This window comes from Proteus sp. G4415 (assembly GCF_963896075.1).
GTDB classification, from domain to species: domain Bacteria; phylum Pseudomonadota; class Gammaproteobacteria; order Enterobacterales; family Enterobacteriaceae; genus Proteus; species Proteus mirabilis.
Genome location: NZ_CAWQOK010000034.1, coordinates 1 through 16,430 on the forward strand (window position 1 = coordinate 1; position 16,430 = coordinate 16,430).

At 32.8% G+C, this 16,430-nt stretch carries 18 protein-coding genes and 3 pseudogenes; 16 read left to right on the forward strand and 5 right to left on the reverse strand.

Annotated elements, in window-relative coordinates:
- Both AACU95_RS02950 and AACU95_RS02955 read left to right on the forward strand, forming a co-directional pair.
- Positions 1 to 196, forward strand: a 196-nt coding sequence (locus AACU95_RS02950; RefSeq protein WP_237612020.1) for a hypothetical protein, incomplete at its 5' end; no start/stop codon positions are given.
- Positions 197 to 497: 301 nt separating this feature from the next.
- On the forward strand, positions 498 to 1,520 hold the full coding sequence (locus AACU95_RS02955) for a DNA-methyltransferase (RefSeq protein ID WP_141192378.1): 1,023 nt from the start codon (positions 498 to 500) through the stop codon (positions 1,518 to 1,520).
- Between the two features lie 86 nt (positions 1,521 to 1,606).
- Here AACU95_RS02955 and AACU95_RS02960 read toward each other — a convergent pair whose 3' ends face one another.
- Positions 1,607 to 2,359 (reverse strand): hypothetical protein, encoded by a 753-nt coding sequence (locus tag AACU95_RS02960; protein ID WP_161737169.1) that lies wholly within the window; start codon positions 2,357 to 2,359, stop codon positions 1,607 to 1,609.
- A gap of 90 nt (positions 2,360 to 2,449) precedes the next feature.
- Between AACU95_RS02960 and AACU95_RS02965 the strand changes: the two genes are divergently transcribed.
- From AACU95_RS02965 to AACU95_RS03035, 13 genes and pseudogenes are all read left to right on the forward strand, one after another.
- Positions 2,450 to 2,674: a class II holin family protein gene (locus AACU95_RS02965; protein WP_141192376.1), complete on the forward strand. Its 225-nt coding sequence runs from the start codon at positions 2,450 to 2,452 to the stop codon at positions 2,672 to 2,674.
- Entirely contained in the window at positions 2,655 to 3,128 is a 474-nt protein-coding gene (locus AACU95_RS02970) for a lysozyme (protein ID WP_243412661.1), read from the forward strand. The genes AACU95_RS02965 and AACU95_RS02970 overlap by 20 nt, the downstream gene beginning before the upstream one ends.
- The gene (locus tag AACU95_RS02975) at positions 3,110 to 3,268 is read left to right on the forward strand and encodes a hypothetical protein (RefSeq protein ID WP_165715137.1); all 159 of its coding nucleotides are present in this window, start codon (positions 3,110 to 3,112) and stop codon (positions 3,266 to 3,268) included. Before AACU95_RS02970 ends, AACU95_RS02975 begins: the two co-directional genes overlap by 19 nt.
- Before the next feature lie 2 nt (positions 3,269 to 3,270).
- Positions 3,271 to 5,460: a lysis system i-spanin subunit Rz gene (locus AACU95_RS02990; RefSeq protein ID WP_165715138.1), complete on the forward strand. Its 2,190-nt coding sequence runs from the start codon at positions 3,271 to 3,273 to the stop codon at positions 5,458 to 5,460.
- Entirely contained in the window at positions 5,450 to 5,782 is a 333-nt protein-coding gene (locus tag AACU95_RS02995) for a hypothetical protein (protein WP_036970230.1), read from the forward strand. The genes AACU95_RS02990 and AACU95_RS02995 overlap by 11 nt, the downstream gene beginning before the upstream one ends.
- Positions 5,782 to 6,468 (forward strand): hypothetical protein, encoded by a 687-nt coding sequence (locus tag AACU95_RS03000; protein WP_161737171.1) that lies wholly within the window; start codon positions 5,782 to 5,784, stop codon positions 6,466 to 6,468. The genes AACU95_RS02995 and AACU95_RS03000 overlap by 1 nt, the downstream gene beginning before the upstream one ends.
- Positions 6,465 to 6,731, forward strand: coding sequence for a hypothetical protein (locus AACU95_RS03005; protein WP_141192234.1), 267 nt, complete (start codon positions 6,465 to 6,467; stop codon positions 6,729 to 6,731). The genes AACU95_RS03000 and AACU95_RS03005 overlap by 4 nt, the downstream gene beginning before the upstream one ends.
- 16 nt (positions 6,732 to 6,747) lie before the next feature.
- Entirely contained in the window at positions 6,748 to 7,080 is a 333-nt protein-coding gene (locus AACU95_RS03010) for a hypothetical protein (protein ID WP_141192233.1), read from the forward strand.
- Positions 7,081 to 7,526: 446 nt separating this feature from the next.
- Positions 7,527 to 7,715 carry a hypothetical protein gene (locus AACU95_RS03015; protein WP_237612021.1) on the forward strand — a complete coding sequence of 63 codons (189 nt, stop codon included), beginning with the start codon at positions 7,527 to 7,529 and terminating at the stop codon, positions 7,713 to 7,715.
- A gap of 616 nt (positions 7,716 to 8,331) precedes the next feature.
- The gene (locus AACU95_RS03020; protein WP_237612022.1) at positions 8,332 to 9,858 is read left to right on the forward strand and encodes an AAA family ATPase; all 1,527 of its coding nucleotides are present in this window, start codon (positions 8,332 to 8,334) and stop codon (positions 9,856 to 9,858) included.
- Positions 9,852 to 10,712, forward strand: coding sequence for an HNH endonuclease (locus AACU95_RS03025; RefSeq protein WP_141192232.1), 861 nt, complete (start codon positions 9,852 to 9,854; stop codon positions 10,710 to 10,712). Before AACU95_RS03020 ends, AACU95_RS03025 begins: the two co-directional genes overlap by 7 nt.
- Positions 10,713 to 10,829: 117 nt before the next feature.
- The gene (locus tag AACU95_RS03030) at positions 10,830 to 11,966 is read left to right on the forward strand and encodes a PIN domain-containing protein (protein ID WP_049206348.1); all 1,137 of its coding nucleotides are present in this window, start codon (positions 10,830 to 10,832) and stop codon (positions 11,964 to 11,966) included.
- A gap of 204 nt (positions 11,967 to 12,170) precedes the next feature.
- Positions 12,171 to 12,665 (forward strand): annotated as a pseudogene (locus AACU95_RS03035) (helix-turn-helix domain-containing protein); the annotation flags it as partial.
- A 99-nt stretch (positions 12,666 to 12,764) separates the two neighbouring features.
- Here AACU95_RS03035 and AACU95_RS03040 read toward each other — a convergent pair.
- The 3 genes from AACU95_RS03040 to AACU95_RS03050 all read right to left on the reverse strand — a co-directional run bounded on the left by AACU95_RS03040 (position 12,765) and on the right by AACU95_RS03050 (position 15,814).
- Entirely contained in the window at positions 12,765 to 13,643 is an 879-nt protein-coding gene (locus tag AACU95_RS03040) for a hypothetical protein (protein ID WP_004247897.1), read from the reverse strand.
- A gap of 519 nt (positions 13,644 to 14,162) precedes the next feature.
- Complete coding sequence (locus tag AACU95_RS03045; protein ID WP_237612024.1) at positions 14,163 to 15,293, reverse strand: hypothetical protein; 1,131 nt, start codon at positions 15,291 to 15,293, stop codon at positions 14,163 to 14,165.
- Positions 15,294 to 15,565: 272 nt separating this feature from the next.
- Positions 15,566 to 15,814 (reverse strand): hypothetical protein, encoded by a 249-nt coding sequence (locus tag AACU95_RS03050; protein ID WP_049206374.1) that lies wholly within the window; start codon positions 15,812 to 15,814, stop codon positions 15,566 to 15,568.
- Positions 15,815 to 15,972: 158 nt separating this feature from the next.
- On the opposite strand from AACU95_RS03050, the pseudogene AACU95_RS03055 reads away from it, so the two are divergent.
- Positions 15,973 to 16,140 (forward strand): annotated as a pseudogene (locus tag AACU95_RS03055) (isocitrate/isopropylmalate family dehydrogenase); the annotation flags it as partial.
- Between the two features lie 166 nt (positions 16,141 to 16,306).
- Here AACU95_RS03055 and AACU95_RS17910 read toward each other — a convergent pair.
- Positions 16,307 to 16,430 (reverse strand): annotated as a pseudogene (locus AACU95_RS17910) (transposase); the annotation flags it as partial.

Sequence of the window (16,430 nt, forward strand, 5' to 3'; positions counted from 1 at the left end):
GAACGATATGACAATTCAGGCGTATGATATATTAGAAATGATATCCCAATATACGGGGAATAATATAATAGAAATTGTTACTAAAACACAACTAAGTTATGAAAGTTGTGAGTTTTTACTTACACAATTAGAAATGGCGGGTTTTATTTTAAAGCATGGAGAGTTTTATAAAAGAACAACTAAGAGGGTTAATTAATTATTGCATACCATCAAAAAAAGATTGATGGTAATTTTTCCGACATAAAAGATAAGGTATATGTGATGAGATAGTGAAGAGAATAGTTACATCTGCTAGATGAAATGGTAGTGGATTTTTTATGGTGAAAATATTACTGTTGCTGAGGTTTACGAAGATACGAGTAAGATTGAAAAAATGCTTAATAGATAGTTATATAAAATAAATAGGCCAATTTACCCTCTACTTTTTATATTAATGAAAGTTAAAGGCTAGGGACTAATAGTTTCTGGCTTTTTTATTATTTAGATAAAGGATATTGATGCAATTATACAATAATGATGCATTAGCTATATTAAAAACATTACCTGACAATTATATTGATTTAATCGCCACGGATCCACCGTATTTCAGAGTGAAATCGTGTGCATGGGATAACCAGTGGGATAATGTTGAGGCATATCTGTCTTGGCTTGATGAGGTACTAGTTGAATTCTGGCGAGTATTAAAACCCAATGGTAGTTTATATTTATTCTGTGGTTCTAAATTGGCATCAGATACTGAACTGCTTGTTCGCGGGCGATTTAATGTATTAAGCCATATTATTTGGGCTAAACCATCTGGGCCATGGAAAAAACAAAATAAGGAAAGCCTACGCACCTTTTTTCCTTCAACAGAGCGGATACTCTTTGCTGAACATTATCAAAAGCCAATCACCGCTAAAGGTTCTGAATTTTCTTTAAAATGCCAGGAGTTAAAGCAAAACGTATTTAAGCCCCTGATTGATTATTTTAGAAATGCTCGTTTAGCACTACAAGTGAGTGCTAAGGAGATAAATCAAGCAACAGGTAAGCAAATGTGCAGTCATTGGTTCAGCAATAGTCAGTGGCAATTATCTAGCGAGGAAGACTATAAAAAGTTACAAACACTGTTTACACACATTGCTGATAAACACGAAAAACTATCACCGTTATCCCGCCAGTTTACAGAGTTAGAGCGTGAGCAGGTTACATTACAAAAAGACTACCAAGAATTAATAAAAGAATATGGGTTATTAAGACGACCATTCTTTGTAACTGTAGATGTACCTTATACTGATGTGTGGGATTATCCACCTGTTCAGTATTATCACGGTAAACACCCTTGTGAGAAACCATCAGCCATGATGGAACACATTATTCGCTCAAGTAGTCGCGAAGGGGAGCTAGTCGCTGATTTCTTTATGGGGTCAGGTGCAACACTGAAAGCAGCACTAAAACTTAATCGAAAGGTATTAGGTGTGGAGCTTGAGAAAGAGCGTTTTGAACAAACAGAGCAAGAAATAAAAGTATTAATTTATAAGTAATTTTTACATGTGAACTATCTGGTAATTTCGGATAGTTCACATGTTCGGTGATTTCGAACAACTGAGTTGTTTTAATATGGGATAAATCATTTATCATTATTATAAATTAGTCGACCTAAACTTCTTTCTGGATATTTAGGATATTCATCTTTATAACTAGCTGTCCCTGGTTTGCTTTCAATGTAAAGCTCTTTAAGGATTAGTGGTTTTACTTGAGCCGCCGGAATGTAAATATGTTCTGTTTTGGATAGCTCCTTGCCTTCAAGTTTTATTCCAACAATATTTCCATTATAAATTCTTATTATTACGTATTCTGAATTATCATATTTAAATGCATTAAATAAAGATTCAGATGATGCTTTAACCAAACCAAAGTAAACAGAGAGTGAAAAAATTAGCAACGTTCCGACACCACAAAGAACGGGTATAGCAAATGCATCTTTTTTTGCCAGAAAGTAATAAATAGCGATTAAAATAGAAAGAGTAGCAAATAATATAAATGTAGAGATTACATTAGTAAATATATTTTTGGGCGCCCATGGTGTTATAAATAAAAATATTATGCCTAAATAGATGATAATTTGTATTGTTTTTAGCTTGTCATTTGTTTTTGTCTGCTTTAGCGTACATAAAACTGCAAGATACAATAGAAAGAACGCAGCAGACTGAACAATTCCATAATAAATTGATTTTGCATCTATTTGAATAAATTCAATATCATAAGAAAAATATATAGAATATCCAATCTCATGCGATAGCGCTAATCCGTATCCAAGCATTGATATATATAAAAGTACAAAAGTTTCCTTTTTGTAAAGCATCGAAATTATAGGTGCCATTATTTATCCTCAATTTTCTAATTAAGAAAATCAGTGTATCGAATTAAACAATCATATCAACTTTAAACTGGACACTCCGAAGGGGGTGGTATGCGTATGGAAAAAATAACAACAAGCACCTCCTATATGGCATCGGCAGGAGGGACATTATATTGGCTAAAACAGCTATTAGATGGCTTTTCTTCTGAGCAGTGGGCCGCAATTGGTGTGTTAGGGAGTCTAATGTTTGGTTTGCTGACGTTTTTGACAAATTTATATTTCAAGCGAAAAGAATTCAAATTAAGAGAGACTATCGGTGGCAAAAATACCAAATAAAATCAAAACAGCAACAGCCGGTGGCTTAATTGCTTTGACTGTAAGCATGATCGCTTACTTTGAAGGAATGGAGACCAAATCTTATAAGGATGTCGTTAATGTTACCACTGTTTGTTTCGGGCACACGGGTACTGACATCATTTCCAATAAAATATATTCAGAATCAGAATGTTTAGCTTTACTTGAAAAAGATCTTAGCAAAGTAAGAAGGGAGGTAGATCCCCTAATCAAAGTTGAAATCAACGATAATACACGGGCCGCTATTTATTCTTTTGCTTACAACGTAGGTGTGGGCGCATTTGCACGTTCTACACTACTAAAGAAATTAAATGCTGGTGATCAGCATGGCGCTTGTGAAGAAATGAAACGCTGGGTTTATGCTGGTGGCAAAGTATGGCGAGGGTTAGTCAGTCGTAGAGATGCGGAGTCAGCACTATGTCATGGAAACCTTTAATCATCATTGTCGGTTTTATCCTAGCATTACTCATTACAGTTGCTGGTGGCATTTATCTCTCAATTGATAATTCATGTGTTAACGATAAAGCCAGTTTAGAAAAACGTTGTCAGATAGCTATATCACATCATCGGTACTAATTATGAAACACTGGAAACTTTACATTGTCGTTGTGATGGTGGGGATTGTTGCTGGTGGTTGCGCGCTGATTAATGCACAAGCGAAAAGAATTAACACGCTGACAGAAAACAATAAAGAACTGACTACCGCACTCAAAGAGCAGAAGGCTATCAATACTGACTATCAAGTACGCATAGAGCGACTAAATCAACTTGATACAAGGCGCACACAGGAGCTTGTTAATGCAAAGAATGAAATTAGTCGCTTGCGTGACATTAGCGAGCGTAATCCTGAGCAGGTGTATATCAAAGCCGAGTGTCCAAAAAGCACCAGTAATCCCACCACCAGCATGGATGATGCAACCACCGCCCGACCTACTGACACCGCTATCCGAAATTATTGGTTACTCAAAGAACGAATTGCACAGACAGAGCAAATGCCGGGTGATATTATCGAAATTGCTGATAATTATTACGCGGATAATCAAATTGGTGGACGTCTAACACATATTGATTATGCCTCTCAAACATTAACCTTAGATCGCAATATCGACACACCCAAAAGTGGTAAATCAAGCGTCATACTCATCAATGCTCAAGGTGATCCGCAATCTTATGAAGTGGTGAGCTATCCCGCATCTAATCAAATAAAGCTGGATACTTTGCCGTTAGGGTTACAAGAAGGCGGAATTTGGACATTAACACTTCCGTCTTTACGTCGGCGATTATTTCGTGCCATCAGCTTGACTGATAACGGAGATGGCAGTTTTACGGTTATCGCTGTGCAACACGCGCCAGAAAAAGAGGCTGTTGTTGATAAAGGGGCTAAATTTGAACCAAAACCTGATACGCCACTGGGTGGATTTATTCCACCGGTTGAAAACCTTTCTGTGGATATCGAATCAGATAAAAGTGCATGGCAAGTAGAAGCCAGTTGGAATACACCTTATTCCAGTCGAGGGGTAGATTTTTTATTAAAACTAACCACTGGTGATCGCATTGTCGGCACCGCCTCAACCACGGATACGATATATCGTTTTGGTGGTTTGCCTCAGGGGAATTATGTTTTATCCGTCCTGCCTCAAAATGATCGGAAACAAAAAGGCGAGGTGGCCACAACTTCATTTGCGATTAATCCACCATTACCACCCAGTTATATTGAGGTTGAGTCGGGCTATTTTAGTTTAGGGATTATTCCGCGATCTGGTGGTCAAAATAGCTTACGAGCACAGTATGAGTTTTGGTTTTCAGAAAAACAGATCACGGATATTCGTGATGTGGAAAATCGTGCTGATTATTTAGGTATTAGCTCTATGTGGGTTATACAAGGACGTAACCTAAAGGCAGCCCATACCTATTATATTTATGTTCGCAGTATAAACGCTGTAGGGCATTCAGAATTTGTGGAAGGAATAGGGCAACCAGAAAGTCACACTAGCGAAATACTAGATAATTTAGATAAAGAATTACAGGAAACGCAAGCATGGCAGAAGCTTAATGAAAAAGTTGAATGGAATGAAAATACAATAAAAAGGGTAGGTTATAATGAATATAATTTATCTCGAAAGTTTGAAAAATACAGTAAACAGACAGAGAAAACGATTAATGAGATCCGAACTCAGATAGAAAATACGGAAGCTGATATTATTACTCAAAAGGAAGCAATTTCTTCTATCAAACAAGCTCAATCAAGTTATCAACAACAAGTCCAAGCTAAAATTAATCAGCAGTCAGGTATTCTCAATCAAAAGATGAATGCACAATTTACACAATCAGGAGGATATGCTCGACATTCAATAAATATTACTATCGTCCATAATGGAATTAGATATAATGCAGCTGGTTTTATTGTTAGTGCCGAAATCAAAAATAAAAAAATAAACTCTTATATTGGATTTAATGCCAATAACTTTGCATTTTATAATCCCAAAAATAACCGAATGGAACTGTTTATGTCTGCTAAAAACGGACAATTTTTTATTCGAGAAGCATTAATTGATAAAGCTATGATCAGAAAACTCGCGTTATCAGAGGCTATTACTTCCAATAATTATTCTCCCGAAAAGTCAGGTTTTATTCTTGATGTGAAAAATAACAAATTAGAAATATATGGTGGTAATGGGGGAACAACATTAACCAATCAAAATTTATATGTAAAAGATGAAACTGGGTATAACGTTGTTATTATTGGTGATATCACAAATGAGCGATAATTATGGAATGGTAATCAAATCTAAAAAATATGGAATTAATTTATTAAATACATCTGATAGAGTCGGCCGAATTGTTGGTTGGCATGATATTACTCCTATACCACTTATGACTAAAAAAACCTTTAGTTATGACCATTCTGATCTAAATAAATATGGAGAAGTATTTGCTTGGTTTGGGACTTCCTTTATGAGAGGGTTAGCCGGAGATGTTACTTTAAATATTAATAACGGGGTAATTATTCTTGAACTCGATAATGTTTATAGAAATGGCCTAATCGATATATATGATGACATCATTAGGTTATATTATGGAGTATATTGATGGGTAAATATGGCATTATTATAAAAGGAAAGGATCGCCATGTTCAAATAGATAGCTTTAATACGGTTATGAACTGTATTAGAAAGCAGACTGTTGTAATGAAAGGTGGGATAGTATCTGGAAATCAAGGATATTATACTGAATTACCGAACACCTCACATTCATCTACAAAGTTATTTGCTGTATCACCTAACAATGTTTTTGTTAAAGTTATTGGGGGAGCTATAAAAGGAAGTGACAAAAATATCCAGATATCCCAACCTTATGATGACTCTTCGGGTAGTGTTGATGTATTTGAATTTGGTGATTTTCCGAATAATATTTTTAAAGAAAAATATGGAGTCGTTATAAAAAATAGTAGTACAAAACAGACTGTTTATAACTCTAATTGGGGGGTGTTAAAAATAGTAGGATATTTTATTGCATCATGGAAAGAAGATATTGATTATCAATTACCAAATATAAAAGATTTAGCTTTCGTTTTTGGTGGCGGAATGGGAGGAATATGGGAGGATGGATTTGAATGGGCTTGGATGGATACTTTTATTAAAAGAGTGGGAAATACGTTACAAGTAAGATATAAAGAAGCTGTTCTTTGGAGCACAGGCAGTGCAAATCGTGATTTATCTAGATTTCCATCTACTTGCTTAATAATAGATGTGAGCGATATTAAGAAGGTATTATGAAAAAAATAATTTTATTATCTATTGCGGTATTTATTTCAGGCTGTGCTGATAGAAAACCTATAAATTATCAGACAGTGGAGTGTGTTGGTTTAATTAAAATTCAGACTATTGAAAAATATCAGAGTTTTAAATTAAATCGCTATAATAATGATAATAATATGTATTTCGGATACGGTAAAGCAGGTTTATGGCAAGGCGGTTGGGTTAGCCCTGATATGTTTGACAAAATATATTGCCAAGATAATTCACCTATAAAAAAATAAATTTAGGAAATAAATCATGATATACACAACAGGCACTGTTAGCATAGTGTCAGGGTCTGCTATTGTCTCTGGCACAGGTACCAAATGGACAGTTAATAATCCTGCTATTCGCTCAGGTACGATTATTTTAATTAAAAATGGTAATGCTGATTTTATTTACATGGTGGATAGAGTTAATAGCGATACAGAATTAGTCATTTCACAGCCAGCTACATTTACCGTAAAAAACACCAGTTATAGCATTAATCTCACTGAGCTGAACTCATACAGCGATGCTAATAATCGTATGACCGCTATTGTCAGATACGACGTATTTTCTGCGAGCAATGGATCAATGAATGATGAATAACGGTGTGGTGACAGTAGAGCTATCTAATGGGCAAAAAGTAACGTTAGATAGTGTTAAGAAGATGTAGGGGGATATTGTTTGATAAAAGTGGGGTGGGCCTTTCAGGGATTTCGGAGTGCGATTATACGTAATACACAAATGACTTATTGTATATCTTGACAAAAAACACCTTAAAGGTGGACGCTATAGGTCTTCGTCGACAACATTACCGCATTTAGATAAGTGTGTTGTCTTTTCTTTTATCATGCTACCAACTCTCAAGCGGAAGTGGGCTATTTAGTGCATAAAAAGCAATTATACAGTTCAGCCCAATCAAACATATATTTGTGTGTTTTCGTTTCAGGGATGGTTTGACCCCAAAGAGATGTAGGGGGTTATCACTGTACAGTGAAGATGGAACACTGGTCTTTAATACGGACGATCTGCCTTTTACTCGAGGATAATCAATGGAATTGTTATTACGGGAGGGGAGTGTAGATACTCTATATAGCTTGCCTTTAGTTTGTGCAACAAGTCAATTAGTGAATGCGTCTTATCAGGATGACCCTATTGATTGGGTCAAGCGCAAGATGGAGATTCGTTTTCGGGAAAAACAGTTTTTTGTGAGTGAACGGATACGTGATGCTCATCGGTAATATCTGTAGAGCAACTTATTCACTTTTATGTCCTCAATGGTTCACATGATTTTTAGTCAAAAAAAGCAATTCTTGTCTATGGTTATGTAACAAATCATAGAGTATTACTCTACACATCTACGTCTCATTATTAACATGTTGTTATTGAATGAGAAGTTGCGGTTCAGGCACTAAAATTGCACCAATGTGATGGCAATTAACGGTATTGCCGGGACCTAGTGCAAATTCAAGTACGGATGATGTAGTGCAATATATTGATATTAAGGACTATCAATAACAATGGAGAGGAAATGAGGTTTATTTAGCAGTGGATTGAAAGGCACTATTCCTCATTTCATAGTAGTAGCAAGATAGATATCAGTGACCTTTTTAGGAAGGTAATACTTGTATGTTGATATAAGGTAGCGTAAATAATAATGGTTAAAAATGAAAAAAAACAGTCATTATCTTTATAAGAATGACGTGTTTAGTATATATTGTAAGTGATTTCAAAGATAAATTATATTAGTTTGTTATTACAACTAATATATATGACTAAAATTCATAAATAGGTTATATTAATTCTTTTATGTATATCTACATTATTTTTACTATAGGTTTATAGAATATAAATTTCATGATGAAACTTAATATAATTCCTAGAAAGCAAAAAATTCCAAGTTCAGGAATAAATACTGCATATTTAGAAGTTGACCTTTGGAATGATTTTTCATTCGTAACCATGTTTTATTTATCGCTACATGATGAAAAAGGTGTTTTACATAATATAGGGAGTATAAAAATTGGCTTTAAGGGGCAAACAACAGATATATCAACCTATTCTTTATTAGGTAACGGATTTTATCAACTTCCAGAAGATTATTTTTCTGTTGGGCAGGATCTAGAATATTATCAAAATATTTCAATACTACCTGAAAATATAAGAAATAACTTACTTAATGCATTGAATGATATAGTTTATCTCCCTAAGCTAATTGAATTTGCTCAAGAGGAAGATGTTTTTCGGATATCATTGCTAAGAGACGTCAGTTTATCCGTTATAAAGGGACAGTTCTCTAGAGTATTGGAAGGGCTTCCCCCTTTAACTAATTTTGAGTTTAAATATATGAGGCCTGAAACAAAAAGAATGTCAGGTATCGAGTTGAAGTTTAAAGTAGAGGTAGAGTCTAGACCAAGCACTAATATTCATGCAATTATCGGGCGAAATGGGGTAGGGAAAACCACATTATTAAATGGAATGATTGAATCTATTACCAGCAAAGGTGAATCTGAAGCTAAGTTCTATGATATTGAAGGATGGAATAATAATCCAATAGATACTGATTATTTTAGTAGTTTAGTTTCGGTTTCATTTAGTGCTTTTGATCCTTTCGAACCACCGACAGAACAACCTAATCCTTCTATGGGAACATGCTATTTTTATATAGGATTAAAGAAAAAAGGAGATGTTCTTAAAGGACTTGTTGATATTCATGAAGATTTTCTCCAAGCCCTTAGTTTGTGTTTTAGTCAAGATTCAAAGCGAGAACGATGGCTAAAAGCGATAGATACACTTGAGTCTGATGAAAACTTTGCGAATATGAAATTGAAAGATTTAGCTCAATTTTCGGGTAACAATTTATCCAGTAATGCTGAAAAAACAATTAAAAGAATGAGTTCTGGTCATGCTGTAGTTTTACTTACTATTACTAGATTGGTTGCAACTGTAGAAGAAAAAACACTAGTTTTAATTGATGAACCTGAAAGTCATCTTCACCCACCTTTATTATCAGCTTTTATTCGAGCCCTATCGGAATTGCTTTATGATCGAAATGGAGTATCAATAATAGCTACACATTCCCCAGTGGTTTTACAAGAAATCCCTAAATCTAGTGTATGGAAAATCAATAGAATTGGGTTAATTACGAAGGCTAGCAGGCCTGATATTGAAACATTTGGTGAAAATGTTGGTGTATTAACTAGAGAAGTATTTGGTCTTGAAGTAGTTAAATCAGGTTTTCATGATTTATTAGTTAAATCAGTTAATAGTGGTCGTACATATAAGGAAATAGTTGGTGATTATAAGGAACAGCTTGGTTTAGAAGCAAGAGCCTTGTTAAAAACAATGGTAATACATCGTGATAGAGAAATTAATAAATGTTAAAACTAGAGCAACCTACCCACACATATGAACAAGTACTTGAGCATTGTTGTTTAGGTATTACTGGCAATAATGAATTATTACAAAAAGTTATTAGTGATAGAGGTTTACTGTGCGATGAGGCTTCAAACTATATTGCAGTAGCTCTAACTGAAGAGTTGTATACAATTTCATCAACCATTAATCAACAAGGCTTAGATGATCCAATAGTGATAGGTACGTTAAGAAAATCGGAGCTAATAAAGCTTTACAATACTTACTTTGTTAAATCAGGTAAACCCGGTCGCGAAATATATGATGTTCTAATTGCAGCAGCTAACGAAAAATGCCCATTTTGTGGAGGAATTGGCCGTCCTAGAAACTTAGATCATTATTTACCTAAAGCGCATTATCCTCAATTTTCTATATTACCTGTTAATTTAGTTCCTTCATGTAGAGATTGTAACATGGATGGGAAAGGAGAAAGCTTCGCTATTAGTAAATCAGAGCAAGTAATTCAGCCATACTTAGACAATGATCGTTATTTTAATGAACAATGGATTTTTGCTCGATATATAACAAATACAGATAATGAACCAGGAGTTATCGAGTATTTTGTTCATGCTCCAGAACATTGGAGTAATTCTCAGAAGCAACGAGTGATAAATCATTTTAATGATTTTAGTTTGGGCTTGAGGTTTTCAAAAGAAGCTAGTGTAAGACTAGTAACTTATTTGGCTCAAATTAAAAAATTACAAGAAATTAAATTAGACATTGAGTCTGCTAAAGAAATTATATTAAGACCTATTATTGATGTAGCTCCATTTGTTAATCATTGGGATAGAGTAATGTGTTTAACATTGCTTAATGAGTTATAAAATTGCATAAATTATTATATTTAGGATTTAAAGCTAAATAGAAATCATCTTATTAATAGAATATTTATGGTATAAAATACTTATAATTAAAATGTATATCGTAAAATAGAAGGTGCTATGAAAGATATAAATATAGAATTAGATTTTGGTGCAATTACAATTGATAATGCGACGTTTAAAGGTGAAGGCTATAGGTTCTATGAAGGTATGCTTGCTCAGATGAGGCAGTTTAAAGAAAGTCCTGTACAGGTTCTTCAAACTGATATCGTTCATAATGAAGCTATTAATCACATTGGGCAAGAAATATTAAAAACTCGCACTTTAATTGACCAGGCATTAAGATCAGCTGATAAACAATTAAAAATAGAATCTAATATTATTAATAATGCAAGAGAATTACTATATGTTGATGGAACTGAAGCTGAAATAGCCGAAAAAAGATTAGAAAAATATTATGAGTTTATTGGTGCTGAAAAAATTCTTTCTGAAGAATATGTCGAACTGCCTGAATTGATGAAAATGTATTTTTCTACTGAGGCCCCCTTTGAAACAGGAAAAGACAAAAAAAATGAATTTCCAGATGCCATTGCACTATTAGCACTTGAAGGATGGGCTACAAAAAATGAAATAAATATTGTGGCTGTTAGTCAAGATAAGGGATGGAAAAATTATTCTGAAAATTCAGATAGGATCACATTAGTATCATCTTTAGCTGAAGCGTTGGAGAAATTCCAACCTCACAATAAGGTTGCAAGTATTATTGCTCATATTCGGGAGGATTCTCTACTTGAAGATGATAATCATGTATTAGATAAAATTGAAAAGGCTATCGAGAATAGCATTGATAATCATGATATTTTAATTGAAGCAAGTTCATATATGCACTTTGAAACGGATGATACTTCTATAACATATCTTTCTCATGTGCTGGATAGTGATCCAGATGGATTAGTTCAAGTTAGTGTTATAAGTATTAATGATGAGACTATAGTTTTAAAAGTAGGGGCAACAGTTGAAGTTGATATTGAAGCCAGTTTTAATTTTTCAGTTAAAGATTCGATAGATCGTGATTATGTTTATATGGGAGGTAATGTTTGTACTATAACTGAATCCTACCATACTGATATATTGTTGACCCTTTCTGGTGATTTTTCTCAAGATTTTGATGATATTGAAGTTGAAGAAATTGAAGTATTAGAGACTATTAGGCATGCTGATTTTGGTGACGTAGAACCAGATTGGATAAATGAATAATTACAACTTGGACTTTTTTTACTCCGTATTTAAGGTAGCAAATTTAAACTGACCTAATGATAGATAAGCATTGTTTAACAGCCTATACAATGCTAAAAGTCAGAACCTGACAATAAAATATATCTTATTAACTAATAAAATAAATATGAAAGTCTGGACTTCGGTTGACAATTAGTTTTTTATAATTGTAGCCGGAGGTCAGATATGATGAATATTAAAGCTAAACGAGATATTGCACATAAAACAAAAATCTTAAATCATGCCCGTGAGAGTAAAAATATTGCTAAAACTTGTCGTCATTTTGTGATCAGTAGAGAAACTTTTTATACTTGGAAAAGAGCTTATGAACGAGATGGCGAGAAAGGATTAATCAACAATAAACCCTGCTCTGAAAATCCAACCAGAAGAGTTATAAAACACATCGAAGAGATGGTTATTTATCTGCGTACGACTTACCATTTTTATTCCAACGTATCGCTTGGTATCTTCTACTGTTTCATAACATCAAAATATCACGTTCTGGTCGCTACTATGTATTACTAAGAAAGAAATTAAATCAACTTCCTCAAAATCAGTGAAGTTGATCTAAATCACTATTTAAATGTTATCAGAAACAAGTACAAGGGCATCATGTTCAGGTTGATGTGAAGTTCCTATTTTTTTAATACGCCTTATGGATTACGAATAATTCTTTTTAAAAATTAGTTAACAAAAGTTTTTCGAAGTCTTTTATAAAATTATACGATAATAAATTTTAATTTCATTCTGTACTATTAATTGAATGAAGAATAGGTTGCATTAGGAACGTAGTTTTTTAACATTCGATGTCATTTCAGTAATTGCAGCCTTGAGCACTTGTAAACAAATTTTAGCTGTATGCTCTCTAGGTGTGAAGCCCGATAACATTTGTTGATAAGGGTGGATATAATTGCGGAAATCTCTTAAAGTATGTGAAAACTTATAAGTATCAAGTTGAATTAGTTCTAAATCTTTTGCAACATTAATAAAGGCTGCAAGATTCCAATCATGAAATGGTTGAACTTTACCATCACGTCCTTTAGGGGATGACTTCACCGTATTAAATGCTCGCGGATAACTAGAAGCTAATCCAAGAAAAACCCCTTCTAAGGTACTACCAGCGATTAGTATCGTAGAAAGATAAGCGGCCGAATTATATGTTTTTTCAATTTCTTCAATTCGTTTGTTAAGTACTTCAGTTACGTTAATGTCTAAGCCTAAATCAGAGATAGTGAAACCACTAAACTCGCGATTTAAAAAATCAGATTCAGATAGATTACTGGATTGCAAGTTATCATCATTTAACTCCACTTTATGAAGTTTCTCGAAAGTTATTTCAGCACCATTTCTGATAACTCTCCATTTATCAAAAGCTAGGTATTGATTAAATTCGGCAATAAAGCGATCCAACTCGTCAATACGACTAATAAAATTGATAGGGTTGAATATTTCTTTGATGCACTTGTCAAGTCGTGGAGTTCCATTGATTGTATCTAGACAATCATCTGTATACTTCCAACGAGAGGGAAAGCCTTGTCCATATGAGTGATTAAAACCTAGTGTATTAAAAAATTTAACTAATTTAGGTCCGGAACGATACTCTGTCTCTTCATTTATTAAGTTTCGAAGTTTCTCACTTGTTTTACTGCTGATGTTCATTCAGATTCCTTTAGTACATAAAAATCATTTTAAGCAGAGACTCTGCATTTTTATCTCTTTATAATGCCGTTTTTATTTTGTTATATCAAAGAGAATTAGTGTGTTAATGATGGATAAATAAATTAAACTATACGGTGTTATATTAGTAGGATATATGACTATCTGTGAGTGTTTTTATATAACTGATTAATAACCCATAAAAAATTGCAGAGAAAGGTAAGTTTTATATATTTATCTAAGTTTATAAGTACATATATAAGTAGAACTAAGTTGTCTTAGAACTATGTATATACATTACTATTTCTTCTTAAGAAAAAGTGATATTGTTATTGGTATAAATTTTTTTGAATCAACATGTATACTAAATCACTGTTGCAGATTTATGTTAAATTTGAATATATAGAAAAATTACCTGATGTTGGTAAGTGTCAAAATAGTTATATTTAGCTATTTTAGGTAGAGAAATAACTTTATTAGTGGCTGTAATTATTAATTTACAACCACTATTTTTTAAATATTTTATTCTTTTTCAAAAAAATTATCCCATTGCTTAGCATCTTCTGAGAGCATAACAACACAAAGACTAGTCATGTTTTTTAGTTCTTTTATTTTATTGTTGTTACCACTGCTGATTATTAAGTCATAATTGGTCTTTTTAGTTTCACTCCTCATCTCACCTATTTTACTTGGGCAAATTAAATTATTGCTACCAGTTGAAAATAATCTAATACCATAGATAAAAAAATCTTTTTTTATTTCTTTATGTGTTGATGTATTCCATAGATGGGTAGGAAACATATTTGGTTGATACTTAGTACCGTTTATCAAAAAATAGTGGTTTTTATTATCAATAAAACCAATGGAATATAATGATATATTAATCACTTGAATGGCTAGGGAAGGGAATAAAAGAAATGTGAATATTATAGCTGTAATAATTCCGATTAATGTTTTTTTTATTATTGAGAGGATGTTTTTATCTTGTGATTCTTTTTCATTATAAAAGATAATTGCAGGGAGAAGTGATAGGAATGTAAATGCAAACATAAGTAATAAAACTATTAATAATGAGATTGTTTTTTCTCCAGAAATATCTCTTAGTAAAAATACAAAAGGAATAGAAAATGATAATGTCGAAAGTGATATTATTATTGAATCAAACAATGTTACAAGTATTGTTTTTAGTTTAAAGTTATTGTTAAGTATTGAAATAATAATAGTACCTGCGAGCGATAATAATATTGATATTATTATATATAAATTAGATGATAGTGTTTCGTTATTTGATGGGTATAAATTAGATAATAAGAGTGTTAATAATATCACATTAACAATTAAGCTAACTATGGGTATATGAACACGCGTTCCAATTTTATTTTGAAAGTTAGATCGATATAGAATAAGAATTGAACTTGGTAAAATAAGTATTAATGCAATTAAAAAAGATAATATTGCTGAAAATACTAGTAATGATAATAAAGCACTATAAATAGAAAAAGAATCAATTAGTAAATCCAAACGATCAATACTATTTAAATAGAACCAAATTATAAGACCTGAAATAATAATTGCACATGGGATTAGTTTTAATACAATGTTTATTGCTTTATAACAAATTATTTTTAAAATATTAGCTTCTTTATTTAGCATAATCTTTCCTTAAAGATATAAATTATGAATCCTACTACTTAAAAAGCAATAATTATTGCATCAATTCAAAATACTTCAACAGCACTATTCCATAAGCCTCAACAATACTCTCTTCATTTGTATGTTTAGTAATAAATATCTGATAATATTCATTAAATGAGCATCGTTGCTTATAGAAACAATAATCTGCTAAAGGATGCATTTTTTCAGTATATATTGATGGATAGAGGTCGTTGTATTCTTGTTCATCCAAGATATCAACTGATCAACAGTTAAATCAATAATTTTTTATCAACTTCAAGCCAATGATAATAATGATGTTCATTTTTACGAGAGGGATCTTTAACAATATTAATTTCAGTATTTAGATGAATATATAAAAACAGATACGTTAATATTATTGATGCTCCTTGGCAACAATTAAGTGGATAAGTATAGAAAAATGGCAAATCCATCTGCTCATGGTTTTGTTGAAAGGTAGTGTGTAATGCTTTAGCTGTTGCAGTATGCTTTTTATACATATTTTTTCCTCTAGTTTTTTACTCCGTATTTAAGGTAGCAAATTTAAACTGATCTAATGATAGATAAGCATTGTTTAACAGCCTATACAATGCTAAAAGTCAGAACCTGACAATAAAATATATCTTATTAACTAATAAAATAAGTAGTATTTTAAATATTGATGTTACGCCACATGGGTTGGACAGAAGCCGCTGATTTAATCATTAAAGGTATGGAAGGCGCGATCGAAGCGAAGACCGTTACTTATGATTTCGAACGTCTAATGGACGGCGCTAAACTGCTGAAATGTAGCGAGTTCGGTGACGCGATTATCAAACATATGTAATTGTTGATTTGATAAATAGTTAACGGGAGCTTATTAGTTCCCGTTTTTTATTGTCAATTTTGAAATGGTTATCAAAACGAGTTATCAAAACCACCTGAAATTTGAGCAATTAAATCACGATTTTTATCTAATTTTTGGCGTTCAAGTTGTTACCTGATTACTCAGCGTCTAATTTTGCTTTCCAGCTATAAAGTAATTTATCGGTGATCCCTAAAAAACCTGCCGCTTTTGGAGCGCTATAACCTTGTTCGCTGACTAATGCGACCGCTTCTTGCTTAAACCTAGTAGTA

Excerpts from the sequence above, each read along its gene's own strand:
- AACU95_RS03050 (WP_049206374.1), bottom strand. The coding sequence starts at position 15,814 with ATGTATAAAAAGCATACTGCAACAGCTAAAGCATTACACACTACCTTT.
- AACU95_RS02990 (WP_165715138.1), top strand. The coding sequence starts at position 3,271 with ATGAAACACTGGAAACTTTACATTGTCGTTGTGATGGTGGGGATTGTT.
- AACU95_RS02960 (WP_161737169.1), bottom strand. The coding sequence starts at position 2,359 with ATGGCACCTATAATTTCGATGCTTTACAAAAAGGAAACTTTTGTACTT.
- AACU95_RS02955 (WP_141192378.1), top strand. The coding sequence starts at position 498 with ATGCAATTATACAATAATGATGCATTAGCTATATTAAAAACATTACCT.
- AACU95_RS03045 (WP_237612024.1), bottom strand. The coding sequence starts at position 15,293 with ATGCTAAATAAAGAAGCTAATATTTTAAAAATAATTTGTTATAAAGCA.
- AACU95_RS03020 (WP_237612022.1), top strand. The coding sequence starts at position 8,332 with ATGATGAAACTTAATATAATTCCTAGAAAGCAAAAAATTCCAAGTTCA.
- AACU95_RS02965 (WP_141192376.1), top strand. The coding sequence starts at position 2,450 with ATGCGTATGGAAAAAATAACAACAAGCACCTCCTATATGGCATCGGCA.
- AACU95_RS03025 (WP_141192232.1), top strand. The coding sequence starts at position 9,852 with ATGTTAAAACTAGAGCAACCTACCCACACATATGAACAAGTACTTGAG.
- AACU95_RS03010 (WP_141192233.1), top strand. The coding sequence starts at position 6,748 with ATGATATACACAACAGGCACTGTTAGCATAGTGTCAGGGTCTGCTATT.
- AACU95_RS03030 (WP_049206348.1), top strand. The coding sequence starts at position 10,830 with ATGAAAGATATAAATATAGAATTAGATTTTGGTGCAATTACAATTGAT.
- AACU95_RS03000 (WP_161737171.1), top strand. The coding sequence starts at position 5,782 with ATGGGTAAATATGGCATTATTATAAAAGGAAAGGATCGCCATGTTCAA.
- AACU95_RS03015 (WP_237612021.1), top strand. The coding sequence starts at position 7,527 with ATGGAATTGTTATTACGGGAGGGGAGTGTAGATACTCTATATAGCTTG.
- AACU95_RS02975 (WP_165715137.1), top strand. The coding sequence starts at position 3,110 with ATGTCATGGAAACCTTTAATCATCATTGTCGGTTTTATCCTAGCATTA.
- AACU95_RS03040 (WP_004247897.1), bottom strand. The coding sequence starts at position 13,643 with ATGAACATCAGCAGTAAAACAAGTGAGAAACTTCGAAACTTAATAAAT.
- AACU95_RS02995 (WP_036970230.1), top strand. The coding sequence starts at position 5,450 with ATGAGCGATAATTATGGAATGGTAATCAAATCTAAAAAATATGGAATT.
- AACU95_RS03005 (WP_141192234.1), top strand. The coding sequence starts at position 6,465 with ATGAAAAAAATAATTTTATTATCTATTGCGGTATTTATTTCAGGCTGT.